This window comes from Shewanella subflava (assembly GCF_025971955.1).
GTDB classification, from domain to species: domain Bacteria; phylum Pseudomonadota; class Gammaproteobacteria; order Enterobacterales; family Shewanellaceae; genus Shewanella; species Shewanella subflava.
On sequence record NZ_JAPDMX010000028.1, the window covers coordinates 79,213 to 98,527 of the forward strand.

A 19,315-nucleotide genomic window follows, 5' to 3' on the forward strand; every position below is an offset into this window, starting at 1 on the left:
AGGGGGGTATTTACGGCGTCTTGTTAATGCACGGTAGGAAAGCGCCCCTTTAGAGAGTGATATCAAAGCCACCTTCTTCAGAAGGTGGATTCTTTACTCGAACGATGTTTAAGCACACTCAAAGCTCTGGCGATGATTACTCTGGATCATAATCTAACACAGGAGCTAACCAGCGCTCGGTGTCAGCGATGCTCATACCTTTACGTTTAGCATAGTCTTCTACCTGATCCTTACCCACATTTGTCACGCCAAAGTAGCGTGATTTAGGGTGGGCGAAATACCAGCCAGAGACGGCAGCTGTAGGGAACATGGCATAACTTTCGGTAATATTTAAGCCAATGGTTTCATCCGGTTTTAATAGATCCCATAACAAGCCTTTTTCGGTGTGATCAGGGCATGCTGGGTAACCTGGTGCTGGGCGAATACCTTTGTACTTCTCGCGAATTAATGACTCATTATCCAGTGCTTCATCTGCAGCATAACCCCAAAACTCTTTACGCACTCTTTCATGCATGCGTTCGGCAAAAGCTTCAGCTAAACGGTCGGCAAGGCATTTCAGCATAATGGCATTATAATCGTCATGATTGGCTTCAAAACGGGCAACGTGCTCATCAATACCGTGCCCAGCAGTGACAGCAAAGCCACCCATGTAGTCGGCCACACCTGAGTCTTTAGGGGCTACGAAGTCTGATAAGCAGAAGTTGTCATTGCCAACACGCTCAAGTTGCATCCGTAAATGGTGGGTGGTTATTTCCACTTGGGTACGGCTTTCATCGGTATACAGTTCAATATCATCATGGTTAACGGTGTTAGCAGGAAATAAGCCTATTACCGCTTTTGCGGTTAACCATTTTTCACTGATAATGGTTTGCAGCATGGCTTTACCGTCGGCAAAGAGTTTACGTGCTTCTTCGCCCACAACTTTATCGTCTAAAATATCAGGGTAACGTCCATGAAGCTCCCAACTTCTAAAGAAAGGCGTCCAGTCAATGCGATCGACTAAATCTTCAAGCGGGTAATCATCAAATACTTGGCGTCCCAATACATTGGGTTTAAATGGGGTATAGTTTTCCCAATCATGTGTGCAGCGATTTTCGCGGGCAACCTCAATTGGGACAATGGTTTTACGCTTAGTTTGTGATAAGCGTTTTTCACGCATGACATCGTATTCAGCATATTCTTCATCAATGGTCGCTTGGCGAGTTTCATTGCTTATGAGCTTTGATACCATAGGCACAGCACGCGAGGCATCGGCAATATAAATTGCACCATGTGGGTAATGTGGCGCTATTTTCACGGCGGTGTGTATTTTAGAACAGGTTGCTCCGCCAATAATGGCCGGAATAGTCAGTCCTTCGCGGTGGAATGTTTTGACGTTATGCACCATTTCATCAAGGCTGGGGGTGATAAGCCCAGACATACCAATAATGTCAATATTGTGCTCTTTTACTGCATCAAGAATTTTATCAACCGATACCATCACACCTAAATCGACGACCTCGTAACCATTACAAGCGAGTACCACGCCGACAATATTTTTGCCTATATCATGCACGTCACCTTTAACTGTGACCATCAAAATGCGCCCGTTTGATTGGCCTTCTACTTTTTCAAGTTCGATAAACGGGTTTAAATAAGCCACCGCTTTTTTCATTACTCGAGCCGATTTTACTACTTGAGGCAGGAACATCTTACCTGCACCAAATAAGTCTCCCACCACATTCATGCCATCCATCAACGGCCCTTCAATCACATCAAGCGGTCTTGCTGCTTGTAAGCGCGCTTCTTCAGTATCTAGGTCAATAAACTCAGTGATACCTTTTACGAGGGCGTGGGATAAACGTTCATTTACAGGCAAACTGCGCCATGCTAAATCTTCTTTTTTAGCTACTTGGCTACCGTCACCACGGTACTTTTCGGCGATATCGAGTAGCTGTTCGGTATTGGTTGAATCGGCTACGGGGCAGGGTAGGTTAAGGACGACATTTTCAACTTTGTCCTTTAAATCGGCGTCAATGTCATCGTAAATCGCCAGCTGACCAGCGTTTACAATGCCCATGTCCATACCCGCTTGAATCGCGTGGTATAAAAACACCGCATGGATAGCTTCACGTACTGGGTTGTTACCACGGAACGAGAACGACACGTTTGATACACCACCGGAAATCATCGCATAAGGTAGGGTAGATTTAATGTCTTTAATGGATTCGATAAAATCGACGGCGTAGTTGTCGTGCTCTTCAATACCTGTGGCAATGGCAAAAATGTTTGGGTCAAAAATAATGTCTTCTGGCGGAAAGCCAACAACATCGACTAACAAACGGTAGGCACGAGTACAAATTTCAGTTTTACGCGCTCGGGTATCGGCCTGGCCATCTTCATCAAAGGCCATCACAATGGCAGCGGCGCCATAACGCTTCACTAAAGTCGCTTGTTTAATAAAGGCTTCTTCGCCTTCTTTCATCGAAATCGAGTTAACAATCGACTTACCCTGAACACACTTAAGGCCGGCTTCAATGACTTCCCATTTTGATGAGTCAATCATAATTGGCACTCTGGAGATATCAGGCTCTGAGGCGATTAAGTTCAAGAACTTCTTCATCGATTCAGCACCATCAAGCATGCCTTCATCCATGTTTACGTCGATGATTTGGGCGCCATTTTCAACCTGTTCACGAACAACATCGAGTGCTTCTTCAAACTTTTCTTCTTTAATAAGACGTAAAAACTTTGCCGAACCTGTTACGTTAGCGCGTTCGCCGACGTTAACGAACAAAGAGCTGGCATCAATGGTTAATGGCTCTAGCCCTGATAGGCGACAAGCGACCGGAATATCTGGAATAGTTCGAGGCTCATGATTGATCACCGCTTCACGAATAGTGTGAATGTGTGCGGGCGTGCTACCACAACAACCACCGACAATATTGAGCATTCCTTCACGGGCCCAGTCGCTGATCACTTCTGCCATTTCTTCAGGTGTTTCATCATAACCGCCAAACTCATTGGGTAAGCCAGCGTTAGGATGAGCAGACACAAAGCACTCGGCAATACGTGATAATTCTTCAACGTAAGGACGCAGCTCTTTTGGACCTAAAGCACAGTTTAGGCCGATGGATAATGGCTTGATGTGGCGCAGTGAGTTATAGAAACCTTCAGTTGTTTGTCCTGTTAGGGTACGACCTGAGGCATCTGTGATGGTGCCGGAGATCATTACAGGTAAACGATCGCCTAGCTCGTCAAAGACTTTTTCAATTGCAAACAGAGCTGCTTTGGCGTTAAGGGTATCAAAAATGGTTTCAACCATAATGATATCAGCGCCGCCTTGAATTAGCGCAGTGGTGGATTCAACATAAGCTTCGACTAGCTCATCAAAGCTGACATTTCGAAAACTTGGGTCGTTCACATCTGGGCTGATAGAGCAGGTGCGGTTTGTAGGGCCAAGTACGCCAGCTACGTAGCGCGCAATGCCAGTTTGCGCGGCAACTTCATCGGCGGCTTCACGGGCAACTTGGGCACCTTGTAAATTGATTTCAGCCGACAACGACTGCATGTCGTAATCAGCCATCGCAATAGTGGTAGCATTAAAGGTATTGGTTTCAATAATGTCAGCGCCTGCCAACAAATATTTAGTATGAATGTCTTTGATAATTTGTCGTTGGCTGAGCACCAACATGTCGTTGTTACCCTTAACATCGCAATGCCAGTCTTTAAAACGTTCACCGCGATAGTCGGCTTCTTCCAATTTGTAGTCTTGGATCATGGTGCCCATCGCACCATCAAGAATGACAATTCGCTCTTTAAGCGTAGTTGTAAGTTGTTCAAGAACCTGACTGTAGGAAGTCGACTTCAGCATAACTCATTACCTTTTAATGCAGTGGCGCTTAGCTAACAAAGCACCAAATTTATCTAACTTATTATTTTATCGAGTGTTAATTAATACATCGTGAATAGCGGACACTCGACAAGCAGAAATACTTTTGGACATTTATACGTATAGACGTCCATAATACGCGAGTTGTTATCTTTAGGGCAAGGCAGAAATCCATGAAACATCTTCAATTGGTGTTCCTGCGCCATGGTCAATGCCAGGGCGGCGACATTTTGCGTGGAAAAACCAATGTGCCCTTGTCAGAAAAAGGGCTAACACAAATGCAGCAAGCTTTTAGTCGCTTGGTTAAATTGCCCGATGTGGTGTATTCCTCTCCACTTGAACGCTGTTTGCAGTTTAGTGACCTTATCGCAAAACAGTATCAATTGCCCATCAAGGTCTTGGACGGTTTACAAGAAATTGATTTTGGAGAATGGGATGGTCAAACATGGCAAACCTTGTATCAACATCATGAAGCCAAGATAACCGCCTATTGGGCAAACCCTTGGGAACCTAAGCACACTCCGCCACTGGGGGAGTATACGGTAGATTTTAGTGCCAGAGTGCAAGCCGTTGTGTCGCAAATAATATGGCAGATGCTGCAGCCCTTAGCTGCCGAAGTCGCGGTAGATCCTACGACTGTTAAGTCCGCTTCTACGCCATCAGCATTAATAGTCACCCATGGTGGCGTGATGCGATGTATAATGGCTGCCATCTTGGGCGTTGAGCAAGCGGCAGGTATTTTTAATCAGTTTCATTTACCCTATGCTGCGGTATTTCATGTTGATGTTTATGTCGATGGGCACTACCTTGAACATGTTGACCAAGATACATTCGCGTTTAACAATCTCAGCGTGAGATTAAACTGGCCTGGGCTGAGTGATTTATCACAAGGTTAGGCCAACCGTTAACTATAGTCTTGAGTATTGGGAATCGGGAAAGCCCGAACTGTACCCGCAACTGTGAATATGATGCCAGCATGAATTTTGGCAAACCATATAAGTCAGATACCAGCTTGAGACTATTCATTTTTGCCTGAGCGGGATAACTCAGTGGGGCATATATGTTTGAAATTTTGTTTGCTTTTATAGTGGGTAACCTTGCTCTAGGTGGCCTTATTTATCTTGGTGCAAAACTCTATTTGGGAGACGATGTGTGATGTCTTCAAGTTTTGATGCCGTTATTGTCAACTCTCACTCTGATGATCTGGCCTTATTTGTAAACGGGATCAGTTGGCATGTTGATGATGTTGCCATCTTAGCGGATATTTCCTTTTCACTGCACAAAAAGCAAATGCTAGGGGTTATTGGCCCAAATGGTGCAGGTAAGTCGAGTTTACTTCGATGTCTTTATCGTTATATCACACCCACCTATGGGCAAATCCGTCTATTTGATCAAGATATTAGCCAATTTAACGCCAAGGCCTTTGCTACCCAAGTTGCTGTGGTACAGCAAGACACGCCACAATTTTTTGATATGAATACCAGCCAGCTGGTGGCGATGGGCCTCACGCCACACAAAGGTATGTTCGATGGGCATACCGCAGTAGATAATCAACTGATCCACGATGCTATTCAAAAAGTAGGGTTAACTGACAAAGCCTTTTTGCAATACAGTCAACTGTCTGGCGGCGAAAAACAACGTGCATTAATTGCCAGAGCCATAGTGCAACGGCCTCAGCTATTAATACTTGATGAGCCCACAAATCATTTAGATATTCGTTATCAAATCCAAATTCTTGAGTTGGTCAAAAGCTTAGGCATTACCGTTATTGCCTCTATTCATGATTTAAATTTAGCCAGCGCGATGTGTGATACATTGGTGTTGCTCAATAAAGGCCAACTAGTGGCCCAAGGCACTCCCAGCACCGTGCTTACCGAGGCACAAATTGGTGAGGTTTTTGAGGTATGTTGTGAGGTCAAGCCGCACCCTCAACATGCTAAACCCTTAGTGAATTACTTTTACGGTTATATGTCGCAACCGATAGTGCCATCGTCAAATCAGCTTAGTCATAAGACCGAACAAGATCCATCGCTTCACGCTACTGAGGTGCAGTCATGAGCCCTATGAAAGATCAATATAGGTATCGACTGTTTCTATGTTTATTAACTTTGTTTGCCACATTAAGCCCCCTTGTTGCGGCAAGTTTTGGCGCGGCATCTATCAGCTTTACTGATGTGCTTCAGGCCCTAATCCAGCATCTTCCTTGGCAAGAAACTGCGCAATCAACAGGCGTAACCGAACGAATCGTATTTGAGCTGCGTTTTCCGCGTATTGTGCTGGCATTTGTCGCGGGCGCAGGTTTAGCAATAGCGGGTAGCGTGTTACAAACTGTTACCCGTAATCCGTTGGCGGATCCCTATTTGTTTGGTATTAGTTCTGGAGCCTCTTTTGGCGCGGTATTGGTCTTCAGCTTTTTGTCTAACGGGTTGTTTGAACAAACTCAGGTAACGGCGATGTCCTCAGGGCAACTTGATTGGTGGCGTTGGCAAAACTTGTTGTTACCCGTAGGGGCATTTGCAGGAGCCTGTTTATCGGTGTTGTTGGTGTTAAGTTTGTCTGGCTTAGGGCGAAGTAGTCAGGTTGAACGCATGTTGTTATCGGGGGTAGCAACCTCGTTTTTATTTGGGGCATTGACCAGTTTACTGTTGTATTTTTCAAGCCCACAAGCCACGGCATCAGTATTGTTCTGGTCATTGGGTAGCTTTGCAAAAGCTAACTGGGTTGGGGTGATACTCCCCAGTGTTATTGTGTTAGGCAGCTTAGCGGTGATTGTGGTGTTTAAACGTCAAATTGTAGCACTACAAGCGGGCGATGAAACCGCCCATACCCTTGGGGTCAATGTGGCTAAATTGCGCCTTAATATGCTGTTGCTGTGCTCGTTGATAACCGCTGTATTAGTGGCAAGTTGTGGCGGCATTGGCTTTGTTGGCTTAATGATCCCCCATTGTGTTCGTTTATTGTTTCCTGGGCGTCAGCCGATGATAGTGACCGCCATTGTTGGGGGACTATTTATGGTGTGGATTGATGTGGTGGCGCGCTGCATTTTAGGCAATCAAGAGCTACCCGTTGGTATTATCACTGCTGCAATAGGCAGTGTATTTTTCTTGTTTATATTAAGACATAGGCGCTAAAGCCCGTGCTATTAAGGTGTTTATCATTGTTATCTTTGTGGAGCGTATATGTTTGCAGTTGATCATGTTAGTCATAAGTTTGACGACTTAATTCAGCATAAAATTGATCAAAAAACCAAACCCAAAGGTGCGCTAGGTCAGCTGGAGTCATTAGCTAAACAAGTTGCCCAAGTGCAATTATCCCGTGATCCAAAAGCCAAAAAACTGCATATAACTCAGCCAGGATTACTGGTATTTGCGGGCGACCATGGCATTGCGCAATATGGGGTATCTATTGCGCCCAGTGAAGTGACCAGCCAAATGGTAGCGAACTTTGTTCATGGTGGTGCTGCTGTGAATGTGTTCTGCCGTCAAATGGGTTTTAACCTTGAGGTGATAGACGCAGGCATTATGGCTCCTTTGGGTTTTAACCTTGAGGTGATAGACGCAGGCATTATGGCTCCTTTGGGTTTAAAGGGCGTTACCGAGCACAGGCTGGGTAATGGCACCACGGCGATTCATTTGGCGCCAGCTATGACACTTGAGCAAGTTAAACAAGGTTTTGAAGCGGCCCATGAAGTGGTTGAACGTCATGTGTTGTCGGGTTGCAACCTTATCGCGTTAGGTGAAATGGGCATAGGTAATACCTCGTCAGCCGCAGCAATCATGGCGGCTTTGCTCGAGCTTGACGTTAATACTTGTGTTGGCAGAGGGACGGGCATTGATGATAAAACCTTGGCTTTGAAAAAAGCCTTGATCAATGAAGCATTGAAATTACATCGGCCTAAATTGGCCTCACCAGTGCATGTATTGGCTTATTTAGGTGGTTTTGAAATTGTGCAAATGACAGGAGCAATTTTAGCCGCAGCAGAGCAGAAAATATTAGTCTTAATAGATGGGTTTATCTCTACCGCTGCTGCACTTGTCGCTGTAAGATTACACCCCGCAGCAAGAGACTATTTAGTGTTTGCCCATGAGTCGGAAGAACAGGGACATAAATTGATGTTAACGCACTTAAGCGCACAACCGATTTTGTCTTTAGGCTTACGTCTAGGCGAAGGAACCGGAGCCGCACTCGCGCTACCGATAGTTCAAGCCGCAGTGAATTTTTATAATGACATGGCCAGCTTTGAAGATGCTGGTGTCAAAAATGTGGTCTAAGGAAAGTATGTTCAATTTATACCGTGGTTTAAGGCAGTTAAATTTATTTTTTGTGGCATTGAGTTTTTTTACTCGAATTCCGATCCCGTCGTGGGTGGTGGTTGATGCTGACAAGTTGAATCAATCAAGCCGATACTTTGGGGTCGTGGGATTAGTTATCGGTTTGCTCAGTGGCTTGATTTTCTGGCTTGCACAATTAGTTCTGCCTGCCAGTATTGCGGTTTTGCTTGCTATGGTCGCGGGCGTTATTGCTACAGGGGCATTTCATGAAGATGGCTTAGCGGATACCGCCGATGGCTTTGGCGGCGGCTGGACCGTTGAAGATAAACTGCGCATTATGAAAGACTCCCGTCTGGGCAGTTACGGTGCATTAGCCATTGGTTTAGCCTTGTTATTAAAGTGGCAGTTATTGGTTGAGTTGGCACTATACAGCCCAATGGCAGCCATCAGTGGTCTGGTTGTCGCGCATACATTAAGCCGTGTATTAGCTGCCAGTCTGATTTTTAGTGAAAAATATGTCAGAGATGACAGCGGTAAATCTAAACCGCTAGCACAGCAACAATCATTGAATGATCTGTTTATTTTATTAGCCAGTGGCTTGTTTGTTTTACTGTGGTTAAACGGTGTCGCCGCCTTTGCTTTGTTTATTATCCTTTGGTGTGTGCGTTTTCTAATAGGCAACTTATTCAGACGTCAAATTGGTGGTTATACTGGTGATACCTTAGGGGCGGCGCAACAAATCAGCGAAATAGTGTGTTACCTCGTAATATTGGTGGTTGGATTAAGTTAATGATCCATTTAGTGCTTGGGGGGGCAAGAAGCGGCAAAAGCCGGTTTGCTGAAAACTGGGTAACCCAACTGACAGCCTCAATCCCTCAAGTCTGCCCGCCGGTGTATATTGCCACGGCAACTATCGGCAATGATGACGAGATGGCAAACAGAATTGCTCGTCATCAAAGTGACAGAAACACCAGCGCCTTAGCTTGGGTAACCTTAGAAACGCCATTAGCACTAGCCGATTGTTTAACCCAAATAGATAAAGCTAATCAAGTTATTCTGGTTGATTGTCTGACCCTTTATTTAACCAATCATTTATTGCGCTCCAGTTTCGGTGGCGTAACACAAACCCTAATCCCTCACTTAGAAACAGATGTCATCTCAGTCGACTGGCAAACAGAAAAAGCTCAGCTTTTAGCGGTATTACCGACACTCAAATCACATGTGGTTTTGGTGAGTAACGAAGTGGGCTCAGGCATTGTGCCGATGGGCGAACTCAGTCGAGAATTTGTCGACCAAGCTGGATGGCTAAATCAGGCTATTGCTGCGCTGGCGGATGAGGTGAGTCTTGTTGTGGCCGGATTACCCCTTAGGTTAAAAATAGCACCTAATTCATGACCATACATAACTCTAGAACACCAAACGCCGCTTTAATGACTCAACTTAGCCGATTGCAAGGCAGCTTAATGGTGCAAGGCACCACATCTGATGCGGGCAAAAGTACCTTAGTGGCCGGTCTATGTCGTGTCTTTGCCCGTCATGACGTAAAGGTTGCCCCATTTAAACCGCAAAATATGGCATTGAACAGTGCAGTTACAGAAGATGGCGGCGAAATAGGCAGAGCTCAAGCACTTCAAGCTGTGGCATGCAACCTTAAACCCCATACCGATTTTAATCCTGTGTTGCTTAAGCCGAGTTCGGACACAGGGGCGCAGGTGATTATTCATGGTAAAGCGTTAACCACCCTTGAGGCCAAAGTTTTTTTCGGGCCTAAAAGCCAAGGTTATAAGGCCATGGCACTGGATGCCGTTATGGCATCCTTTACTCGCTTACAGCAACAATATGACTTGGTCGTGATAGAAGGTGCTGGCAGTCCCGCTGAGATCAATTTACGCCAGGGCGATATTGCCAATATGGGGTTTGCAGAAGAGGCTGATTGTCCGGTGATTATTATTGCCGATATTGATAAAGGCGGTGTATTTGCTCACCTTGTGGGCACGTTGGCTTTATTAAGCCCAACTGAGCAGGCCAGGGTAAAAGGATTTGTCATTAATCGGTTTAGGGGCGATATCAGCCTACTGCAATCGGGCATTGATTGGCTTGAAGACTATACCCACAAACCAGTATTGGGCGTGTTACCTTATTTGCACGATCTTCACTTAGACGCCGAAGACAGTTTAATTGCGTCACCTTCTTCAGCCCAGTGCATGGCTTCACAACAAAAGCTGGTGGTTTTAGTATTAGTGTTTCCGCGGATCAGCAATCATACCGATTTTGATCCCTTAAGGCTGCATCCTCAAGTTGAGTTTCGTTATGTCAGTATGGCGGATCAACATAAATCTTTTCCCTCTGCCGATTTAATCATTTTACCGGGCAGTAAAAATGTGCGTGCGGATCTTAATTTCATGCGTGAACAGGGGTGGGATAAAGCCATTTTTCAGCATTTACGCTATGGCGGCAAAGTGATGGGGATTTGTGGTGGTTATCAAATGCTAGGGCAAATAATTGCCGACCCCCTCGGTATTGAAGATGTCGCCGGTAATACCCCAGGGTTAGGTTTATTGGATATCACCACTGAACTGACAGCCCAAAAAGTGCTGACTCAGGTGAGCGGCCAATTACAACTTGATCACCAACAGGTGAGTTTTAGTGGTTATGAAATTCATTGTGGCGTATCGAATTTTACCGCGGCAACTGTAATTCACCCGATCACTATGACGCAGCCAACGGAACAACATGACGGTCAAGTCAGCCAAGATAATTTGATTCTAGGCACTTATATCCATGGTTTATTGGATAACCCTTCTGCGTGTCAGCTGCTTTTAACTTGGGCTGGGCTTGAGCAGGCACAAGCTATCGACATTAACCACATTCGCGAACAACAATTGAATCGTCTTGCTGATGTGCTTGAAGAACATTTAGATTTAAACAAGTTAATAGGAGTGATTTCATAATGGACAGCAACAAAGACGAAAATCAGATAAATGATCAAAAAGCCCAGCGGCATAAAGCGCGCCAACAGAAAGTAAAACAAGGTGTGGATGCAAAAATTGCCGCGGCACAGGAAGAAAAAGGTATTTTATTGGTGCTAACCGGTAACGGTAAGGGCAAGTCAACCTCTGGTTTTGGTGCTGTTGCCCGTGCAGTGGGACACGGTCAAAAAGCGGCTGTAGTGCAGTTTATTAAAGGCACATGGGTTTGTGGTGAGCGTAATTTATTGGAAGGTGCAGGGGTGGAGTTTCATGTCATGGGTACAGGGTTTACCTGGGAAACTCAAGACAAAGAAAAAGACACCAAAGCGGCCATGGAAGCTTGGCAGCAAGCAGAGAAATTATTGCAGGACGAGTCGGTTAACTTATTGTTGTTAGATGAATTAACTTACATGGTTAGCTACCACTATATCGAATTGGAACGCGTGTTAACGGCTTTAAAAAACAGACCCGCAATGCAGCATGTGATCATTACCGGCCGCGCCTGTCATCGTGAAATCATTGAGTTAGCGGACACTGTGAGTGAAGTGCAACCCATAAAACACGCTTTTAATGCGGGAGTCAAAGCTCAATTAGGGTTTGATTATTAAGCATTTTTTTCTTTTAACCCATAGATTGACATAATGTACCCATAGTTTGACAAATTTAACCCATTTAATGTTTGCTGCCACAGTTTCACTTAAAAAAGAATTTGTTAGCCGAAAATTCATATTCCGATTCCAGTGGTATTTTTTTGACAAACTCTAGTTTAAAAAAAGGCCAACTTAGATTAAGTTGGCCTTTCATTTCTAGTCTAATGGCTTAGCGGCGTCTTCTGCTGCGACGACGCATTCGGCCTTCTTTAGTGGCAGATATGTCACCCGTGGTGCCATTTTTTTCTTCATGGTCATCATCATGTTCGTTGTGATCATCGAAGTTATCATTACTGTGGGCGAGAGTGACTGGAGAATCCAATTTCACTTCTTGCTTAGGTTCAACTTTTTTATCGCCTCTGAACACTGACTTCAAGATACTGGCTACACCATGTCGCTTAGCGGGTGCATCTATGTTGGTTTTTTTTATATCAGATTCTTTGCTGGTTTTTTCAGTTGGCACCGCTGGGCTTTGTTCAAAAACTTTTTCCAGATTTTGTTCTATAGTGTCTTTAAGTTTGTCAGAAAATTGAATGTTATCAATTTTCTCTTGCGACTTTTTTGGCGCGATGTCATCAATCGATTCCCCCGGTTTTAAGCGTACGGCAACGTTATCTAAACTTGCTGAAGGGCGTATAGGTTGTGGATCTAAAGATGCTGTTTTGGGTCTGATTTCGGCAACGTTATCTAAAGGCGTAGCTTTAACTGCGATCGGATCTAAAGAGAGTGATTTGGTCGGGATTGGATCTAATGTTGCTCTTGGCGTTGCGATAGGATCTAAAGAGACTGATTTTGTTGCTATAGGGTCTAAAGAAGCGATTAATGGCTCAGACACTGATTTTGTTGCCAAAGGGTCTAAAGAAGCGATTAATGGTTCAGACGCTGATTTTGTTGCCACAGGGTCTAAAGAAGCGATTAATGGCTCAGACACTGATTTTGTTGCCAAAGGGTCTAAAGAAGCGATTAATGGTTCACACTCTGACTTTGTTACCATAGGGGCTAGGGAAGCGGGTAATAACTCTGGAATGGATTCGGAGCCAGATTTAGCTGCCACGGGGACTGATGCAGTTTGAGTCAGAAGCTCGTCCAAATTAAAGCTTTGCTCGGTTTCTCGGATCGCTTGTGGAGGCGTTGGAACCAATGCTTGGTCTGCAGTTCGTTCTGCAACACGTTTATCAAACTCGCTTGTGACCTCAGTGATTTCAGATTTAGCAATGCTAACGGCATTAACCAATTCTTCTAATACTTTTTGATACCCTTCATACTTTTTTTCAATTGTTTTGATGTTGTTTTTAACATCATCACTGAGCTTGCTAGTTAAGCGTTTGTAGATGTTAATTTCTTGTTCTAGCTCATAAAGATAAGTTTTAGAATACTTAACAGACTCATCCATTTCATTGATTTTGTCTTGTAGTAGATGACGTTTTGTATTGAACTCATTAATCAATTCTGTCGGAATTTGAGCTGGTGAGGTGGGTGGGGGAACAATTCCCGCAAACTCACCGATATGACTTACAGGTAGCCATTGTGTGAATGAAGGATGCCAGCCATAGCAGTTAGGTTCGTTCTGTAAAAACGAAATTGCCTCACTTTGAGTTAATGGCCCTGTAACATTGCCATCATGTGAAAAAAACCATTTCTTCATAGTTATCATTCTTATTTAGTCGTTATCAACAGTGATTGTGATCGTAATCAGATCAACAACATTAACTTGCCACACCAGCCAACTTGCGTTGCAAAGCTTCATATTGTTCGTTGACGCTGCGAATTGTTGCTTTAACTTCTTGATTTAAGTTTTGTGTGACCGTTTTGGTTTTATTGGTATCGCGATCAAAATCAGCAAAAGAGGTCGAAATTGCCTTTAAAGTGGTTTCAATGCGGCTTAACTCAGTATTAAGCTCTTTTTCTTTAGCAATAAAACGTTCAATCAGTTTTTTAGGGATAGCTTGGGGTGGTGGCGGGGGAGTGATAACAATATCAAACTCATCAATATGGCTTACGGGGAGCCATTGGGCATAAGATGGATGCCAAGCATAGGTGTGCGGGTTTTTTTCGATAAATTTGTTGGATGCTGCCAGACCTAATGGTCCACTCACTTCACCATTATTTGAGAAATACCACTCTTTCATAGTTCCACTCTTATCCTTAATAGTGTTTAAGTTATAATGATATATTAATCAGGGGTGTAGCTTGTTTTTTGTTACTGTACTCAAGGTGTTTTAAATTCCAATTACGCTATTTTTTTGTTGGTTTTTGAAGCATAAAAAACATTGGTGTGGCGATTGAAATATAAAGAGTTGCTTACATTAACCTATATTTTTTTACATGACCACCCTTTTGAATGATCGCTTTTTTTCAAATGATCAGCTGAATTTAACTCTCTGATATCAATATAAGGTTCGCTTGATTTTTGGTCGAATTGGATAGGCAGCGTTTATTATCCCTAGCGGAGGTTGCTTATTCAAAATCCGCTAGAGCAGTAAACTCAACCCACTGACCTGAAGAGGGGTGGTTAAAACCAATATATGCAGCATGTAGGTGTAATCGATTGGCTTGCTGACCGTACAAATCATCACCCACTATTGGTAAACCTAAACCTAAATGATGGGCACAATGTACCCTAAGTTGATGGGTGCGGCCGGTTTTAGGGTAGAGGTGAAGTAGGGTGGTTTCACCTTTGTTTTTATAAACTTCCCAGAATGTTTCGGCATTTTTCCCATGCTCATAACACACTAATTGTTTGGGGCGATCATTTAAGTCGACGCGCAAGGGTAAAGTGATGCTACCTTGTTTTTGGCTAGGCTGACCTTCTACTAAGGCGATATAGCGTTTTGTCACAGTGCGATTGATAAATTGCTGTTGTAAGGCTTTGTTAGCCTCTTTTGTTAATGCGATCACCATCAGTCCTGATGTCGACATATCAAGGCGATGCACGATCAAAGGCCCAGTCGCGTGTGGGAAGCGTTGTTGCATGCGGGTTTGTACCGAGTCGGTGACATTTTTCCCTGCGACTGACAGCATTTCAGCAGGCTTATTAATAATCGCAAAATCAGCATCCTGATAAATAATGTCAATGTGTTTATCTTGAGCAGTATTGACGAGTAATGGATCAGGATCGACCTGCATATCGGTTAGCATATGCCCCAAAATAGGCCGACATTTGCTGTGACAAGCAGGGTAATAATTTTGATGTTGTTTAATTTCTGATTTGGGTGATTGCCCCCACCAAAACTCGGCCATGGCGATTGGCGTTAATTGCTGTTTAAAAGCATATTGCAATAATTTTGGCGCTGCACACTCTCCAGCTCCTGCGGGGGATAAATGATTTGGCGTTTCAATAAATAGGCTATTTAAGTCTCGGGTGAGCCCGGAAATATTTAAAAACTGATATTGATTAAATAGCTTTTTTTGTAATTGATTAGACAGTTGCTTACGGCGTTTTTTAAGTTGTTTAATCTGATACTGGTGCGTATCGACTTGTTTTTGGGTGAGCTCAACTTTGTCTGCCCAGTGTTGTTTTAACTCGGACAATTGCTGTTTTTGCTGCACACTTTGACGGCTTAGTTCAATTGACAGGGTTTTATATGCTTCAGGGCTTAGCTTTCCCTGAGCTAAATCTATATCGGCTTGCTCACGTTGACTTTTTCGCTGTTTACGGTTGTCGATTATGTTTGAGCGTAACAAAGTTAATTCCGTCTCGGCTTGCTGCTGTTGCCGATCGAGCAAGCTATGTAAAAATGCCAATTCAGGTTTAGCTTCATGCTGAATAATTAACTGGTTAATTTCATTAATCTGTTTGTTTTCTTCGCTAAAGAAACTGTCTTTAGTCAGCATATCAAAAACCGGTGGCACAAAAGGTGGCAGAATATTTTGATCGGCAAGCTTGCCTGAAAATGCGGCTAAAAACCCCACTTTTCCCTGTTGATCTTTTACCACCAACACTCCAAACATTTTACCAATGACCATACCGCGATCATTTTCAGGGTCTAAACCAAAGTTATGCTGCCAGGGATTTTTGATTAACCAGTCTTGCTGAAGTTGATGTGCAGCTTGTAAACATACTGGGTGTGGTTGGTAGTAAAACGGAAACGTAAAAGAGGTTGGTAAACTGTGTTGGGCAATGCTGTCATTGAATTGAATAAAGCAGGGGTCGATAACAGACATGGTAAAAGGCCACTCACAGTATAAAAAGGACGGGTATTTTACCTTGTTGGTGAAGCGGATGCACCACTAACGGGTGATTTATGGGGGCGATGGGACATCATCAATTGCTACATTAAGTAGCATGGGTGCAATACCCATTATAGATGGCGCACAATAGAGGATGGATTTATTCCAATGGGAGCTCAGCCATTAAGCCGATTAAGTTGTTATCTGGGTCGCGAAGAAAACCAATCCATAAATGATGGTCGGTCATTTTAGCGGCTAATTGAGGCTCGCGCTCAAAGGTCACACCTTTAGCTTTTAGGTGTTTTGTGGCGTGGTGAATATCTGATACCTGATAATAAATCACTGAGGTTTTATGGTCTTCACTTTTCCCCTGTAAGGTGGTGAGCATTATTCTTGTATCACCACAGTTAAAAAAAGCTAATCCCGAAGGCACTTCAAATAACAAGCTTAAGCCAAGAATATCTTGATAAAAGGCAACGGATTTATTGATGTCTGTTACGGCAATTGCAATTTGGCCAACTTTTTCAATGTTCAAATTCATCTTAGCTTTTTTCTTATCGATTAGTGGAGCGGGTTAATGACTGATTGTGTTAATCACTGTGCTTTACTCTGCAGTGCCTGATGAGTAAAGCACAATGTGGTTAGGTCGCTTTTATACTCTGTGCAACGCGCACAGTTTATTTCCATCAGGGTCACGTAAATAGGCTAGGTATAGCTGAAAGCCCGGTCCTTGACGAATACCGGGGGCATCTTCACAGGCGGTGCCGCCATTTTTTACTCCTGCGGCTTCCCAAGCATTGGCCAATTCAGGTGTTGCTGCGGCAAAACCTATCGTTGTGCCATTACCGTGGGTAGCAGGTTCGCCATTAATGGGTTTAGTTAAGGCAAAAATACCCGTTGGTGTAAAGTAGAAACAGCGACCTTTCTCATCGATAGTGCCCGGTGCATGACCTAATTCGCCTAATATTGCATCGTAAAACTTTTTCGACTTTTGTATATCATTAACACCGATCATAACGTGACTAAACATGGTGACTCTCCTTGTAAGAACTCTTATCGAGTGGTTTTTATTAATTTTACACCGCAATATCGAACAAACTTATTGTGGTTGCTGGCTATGATATTGTTGGATTAGGCTGATTGTGTGATTAAGTAATCTGGTATCACCTTTTGCACCATGGCCAGGAATCACTTGGTTAATATGCGGAAATTCTTGGATTATTTTTTTGATGGTCAATGGCCAAGCTTGTATATCGGCTTCTGCTATGTATCCCATGCTATTTGAGCTCAGCGACTTAATCAGGCAGCCACCAAACAATATTTTCTGCTTGGGTAACCAGACGATGAGGTTATCTTTGGTGTGGCCTGCGCCCATGTCATACACCTCGATAAGATCGGTTTGCATACTATAATGCTGACCTTTAAATGTGTTTTGTGCTTGGGGTTTGTCTGTCTCAGCTAAAATGGTTTGGGTGTTTTCAGACACTATGGTGTTAATGCCTTGGCTGTTTAAATAGCCAATACCGCCAGCGCGGTCTTGATGTGAATGGGTTGAAATGCTGGCTACCGCGGTAAAGCCTTGTTGTTTTATCCATTCAAGTAATGTTGCTGTGTCGTTATCTGTCCATGGGGTATCAATAATATACGCCTGCTTATTTTGCACAACGATTAGGCCATTGGCGTCAACCAAACCAAAATTGGTGACATTCAAAAACGAACTGTGCTGATAAACGCCCTCGGCAATTTGAGTCACAATAAGCTGTTGATTTGTGTCGCGAGAAAGATCACTGCCGGTGGCTGTTGGGGTTACAGAGCCGGTTATGGGTATTGATAGCGAGATTTTATCAGTGTTGAGAGTGGCAGGATCAGCTTGGCTAGCATGGTTTATTAATAATCCCAACAAACATAAGCTTTTTAGGCTGATTGATAACGCAGTATTCATAATGATCCCAGATGATGCTGATGAGTGGGTAATGCCGCTGTTGTCACTACCCGCTGAATAGACAGAATATGTTACGCTTTTCTTGCATCATCGCTAGCCTGATGAACAGAAAATAATGCTCTGACATTCACCTTGGCTTTAATTTTGGCGGCTAATAGATAAATACCTGCTAATTTTCGATGAATAAAAATCGCATCCATCGGAGGCGTGTGCCATTGATCCTGTTGGGTGCTCATAACTTTTGCAGCGTCAGTAATACGTTTAGCCAGCTGACTTTGTGCAAAATCATACTCGCCATCGCAACGCAGTGGTTCACAGGCTTGGTGAAATATATTCACAATTTGCTGTTGTTGATGGTGAGTAATATTATCTTGAAAAAAGCCAATGTCAGATGCTGCGCGAGAAATGACCTCATAATCACTGGTGATAGCACCTTCCATTAATTGCTTGTATCCATTAGATAAATGTTCTGGAATCGCGCGGGTTGCACCAAAATCTAACAGGACAATTTTTCCTGTATCAGCTTGGTATTGAAAATTGCCAAAATTAGGATCGGTTTGCACCAATTTAAAGGTAAACAACTCATCTAAAAACAGTTGTAATAAGCGGCTGGCAATATTATTTCGGGTGGCTTGATCGAGTGACATCACCGATTCTATCGGCGTCCCTTCAACAAACTCCATGCACAAGATGCTGTCATTACTTAACTGCGGATATACCTTAGGCACCACAAAGTGATTTTGTTGTTCAACCCAATGCTGATATTGATTCAACAAGGCGGCTTCGTGAATGTAATCCGCCTCATGGTGCAATTGCTGTTTGGCCTCTAGCAGGAGTTGGTCAAGCTTGACGTTATCCGGAATTAGGCCCGACATTTTTAACATTGTTGCTACGTTATCTATGTCGCTGTCGATACTGTCTTTAATTCCTGGATACTGAATTTTAACGGCAAGCTTTTCACCAGTGGCTAAATAGGCTAAATGCACTTGACCAATAGAGGCTGCAGCAAATGGGCGCAGTTCGAATTGACCAAATGCATCAAGCCAGTGCTCGCCCCAATGGCGTTTTAACACCCCAACAAGTTGCTTATGGGGCATAAAATTAGCTTCAGAGCGTAATCTTGCTAAAACATCTGATAACTCTGGCGGTAATAACTCCCCAGCATCCATAGACAACATTTGACCGACTTTCATTGCCGCGCCACGAAGCTGTGCCAATTTGTCGGCGACATGGCCAATATTGGTTGGGGTCATGATTAGTTGTTGCAGTTTAGGTGATTGTCCTTGACTGTATTGCTTGACCCCTTCTTTAATCACATTCCCGGCAAGGCGAGTGGCTAATCCACCAAAGGCAGAAAAGCGTGAAAAACGGCTACTAGGGATTCTAGCTGCCTTTAGCGGATCGGATTGTTTATTCATACCAACCTATCAGGGTCACAAACA

At 43.7% G+C, this 19,315-nt stretch carries 16 protein-coding genes and 1 riboswitch; of the genes, 8 read left to right on the forward strand and 8 right to left on the reverse strand.

Annotated elements, in window-relative coordinates; translation table 11 throughout:
• Window positions 1–136: 136 nt before the first annotated feature.
• Window positions 137–3,853, reverse strand: coding sequence for a methionine synthase (gene metH / locus OHT75_RS12050; protein WP_264726953.1), 3,717 nt, complete (start codon window positions 3,851–3,853; stop codon window positions 137–139).
• Between the two features lie 191 nt (window positions 3,854–4,044).
• Here metH and OHT75_RS12055 point away from each other — a divergent pair, with 191 nt between their 5' ends.
• From OHT75_RS12055 to cobO, 8 genes are all read left to right on the forward strand, one after another.
• Complete coding sequence (locus tag OHT75_RS12055) at window positions 4,045–4,767, forward strand: histidine phosphatase family protein (protein WP_264726954.1); 723 nt, start codon at window positions 4,045–4,047, stop codon at window positions 4,765–4,767.
• A gap of 5 nt (window positions 4,768–4,772) precedes the next feature.
• A riboswitch (cobalamin riboswitch) is annotated at window positions 4,773–4,901 on the forward strand.
• A 125-nt stretch (window positions 4,902–5,026) separates the two neighbouring features.
• Window positions 5,027–5,929: an ABC transporter ATP-binding protein gene (locus tag OHT75_RS12060; protein WP_264727736.1), complete on the forward strand. Its 903-nt coding sequence runs from the start codon at window positions 5,027–5,029 to the stop codon at window positions 5,927–5,929.
• Window positions 5,926–7,002, forward strand: coding sequence for a FecCD family ABC transporter permease (locus OHT75_RS12065; RefSeq protein ID WP_406682018.1), 1,077 nt, complete (start codon window positions 5,926–5,928; stop codon window positions 7,000–7,002). The genes OHT75_RS12060 and OHT75_RS12065 overlap by 4 nt, the downstream gene beginning before the upstream one ends.
• A gap of 48 nt (window positions 7,003–7,050) precedes the next feature.
• Window positions 7,051–8,142, forward strand: a complete 1,092-nt coding sequence (locus tag OHT75_RS12070) for a nicotinate-nucleotide--dimethylbenzimidazole phosphoribosyltransferase (protein ID WP_264726955.1) — start codon at window positions 7,051–7,053, stop codon at window positions 8,140–8,142.
• Window positions 8,143–8,149: 7 nt separating this feature from the next.
• Complete coding sequence (locus OHT75_RS12075) at window positions 8,150–8,932, forward strand: adenosylcobinamide-GDP ribazoletransferase (RefSeq protein ID WP_264727740.1); 783 nt, start codon at window positions 8,150–8,152, stop codon at window positions 8,930–8,932.
• A complete protein-coding gene (gene cobU, locus OHT75_RS12080; RefSeq protein WP_264727742.1) occupies window positions 8,932–9,537 on the forward strand; it encodes a bifunctional adenosylcobinamide kinase/adenosylcobinamide-phosphate guanylyltransferase in 606 nt (201 codons plus the stop codon). Before OHT75_RS12075 ends, cobU begins: the two co-directional genes overlap by 1 nt.
• Window positions 9,538–9,572: 35 nt before the next feature.
• The gene (locus tag OHT75_RS12085) at window positions 9,573–11,093 is read left to right on the forward strand and encodes a cobyric acid synthase (protein ID WP_264727744.1); all 1,521 of its coding nucleotides are present in this window, start codon (window positions 9,573–9,575) and stop codon (window positions 11,091–11,093) included.
• Window positions 11,093–11,719, forward strand: a complete 627-nt coding sequence (gene cobO / locus OHT75_RS12090; protein WP_264726956.1) for a cob(I)yrinic acid a,c-diamide adenosyltransferase — start codon at window positions 11,093–11,095, stop codon at window positions 11,717–11,719. Before OHT75_RS12085 ends, cobO begins: the two co-directional genes overlap by 1 nt.
• A 211-nt stretch (window positions 11,720–11,930) precedes the next feature.
• On the opposite strand, the gene OHT75_RS12095 is transcribed toward cobO, so the two are convergent.
• The 7 genes from OHT75_RS12095 to OHT75_RS12125 form a co-directional block, all read right to left on the reverse strand.
• Entirely contained in the window at window positions 11,931–13,406 is a 1,476-nt protein-coding gene (locus tag OHT75_RS12095; RefSeq protein WP_264726957.1) for a DUF4339 domain-containing protein, read from the reverse strand.
• A 61-nt stretch (window positions 13,407–13,467) separates the two neighbouring features.
• The gene (locus tag OHT75_RS12100) at window positions 13,468–13,890 is read right to left on the reverse strand and encodes a DUF4339 domain-containing protein (protein ID WP_264726958.1); all 423 of its coding nucleotides are present in this window, start codon (window positions 13,888–13,890) and stop codon (window positions 13,468–13,470) included.
• A gap of 328 nt (window positions 13,891–14,218) precedes the next feature.
• Window positions 14,219–15,925, reverse strand: a complete 1,707-nt coding sequence (locus OHT75_RS12105) for an RluA family pseudouridine synthase (protein WP_264726959.1) — start codon at window positions 15,923–15,925, stop codon at window positions 14,219–14,221.
• 166 nt (window positions 15,926–16,091) lie between these two features.
• Window positions 16,092–16,472 carry a VOC family protein gene (locus OHT75_RS12110; protein WP_264726960.1) on the reverse strand — a complete coding sequence of 127 codons (381 nt, stop codon included), beginning with the start codon at window positions 16,470–16,472 and terminating at the stop codon, window positions 16,092–16,094.
• A gap of 111 nt (window positions 16,473–16,583) precedes the next feature.
• Window positions 16,584–16,961 carry a VOC family protein gene (locus tag OHT75_RS12115; RefSeq protein WP_264726961.1) on the reverse strand — a complete coding sequence of 126 codons (378 nt, stop codon included), beginning with the start codon at window positions 16,959–16,961 and terminating at the stop codon, window positions 16,584–16,586.
• Window positions 16,962–17,030: 69 nt separating this feature from the next.
• The gene (blaDIM, locus tag OHT75_RS12120) at window positions 17,031–17,873 is read right to left on the reverse strand and encodes a DIM/SIM/IMP family subclass B1 metallo-beta-lactamase (protein WP_264726962.1); all 843 of its coding nucleotides are present in this window, start codon (window positions 17,871–17,873) and stop codon (window positions 17,031–17,033) included.
• Window positions 17,874–17,944: 71 nt separating this feature from the next.
• Entirely contained in the window at window positions 17,945–19,291 is a 1,347-nt protein-coding gene (locus OHT75_RS12125; RefSeq protein ID WP_264726963.1) for an ABC1 kinase family protein, read from the reverse strand.
• Window positions 19,292–19,315 lie beyond the last annotated feature (24 nt).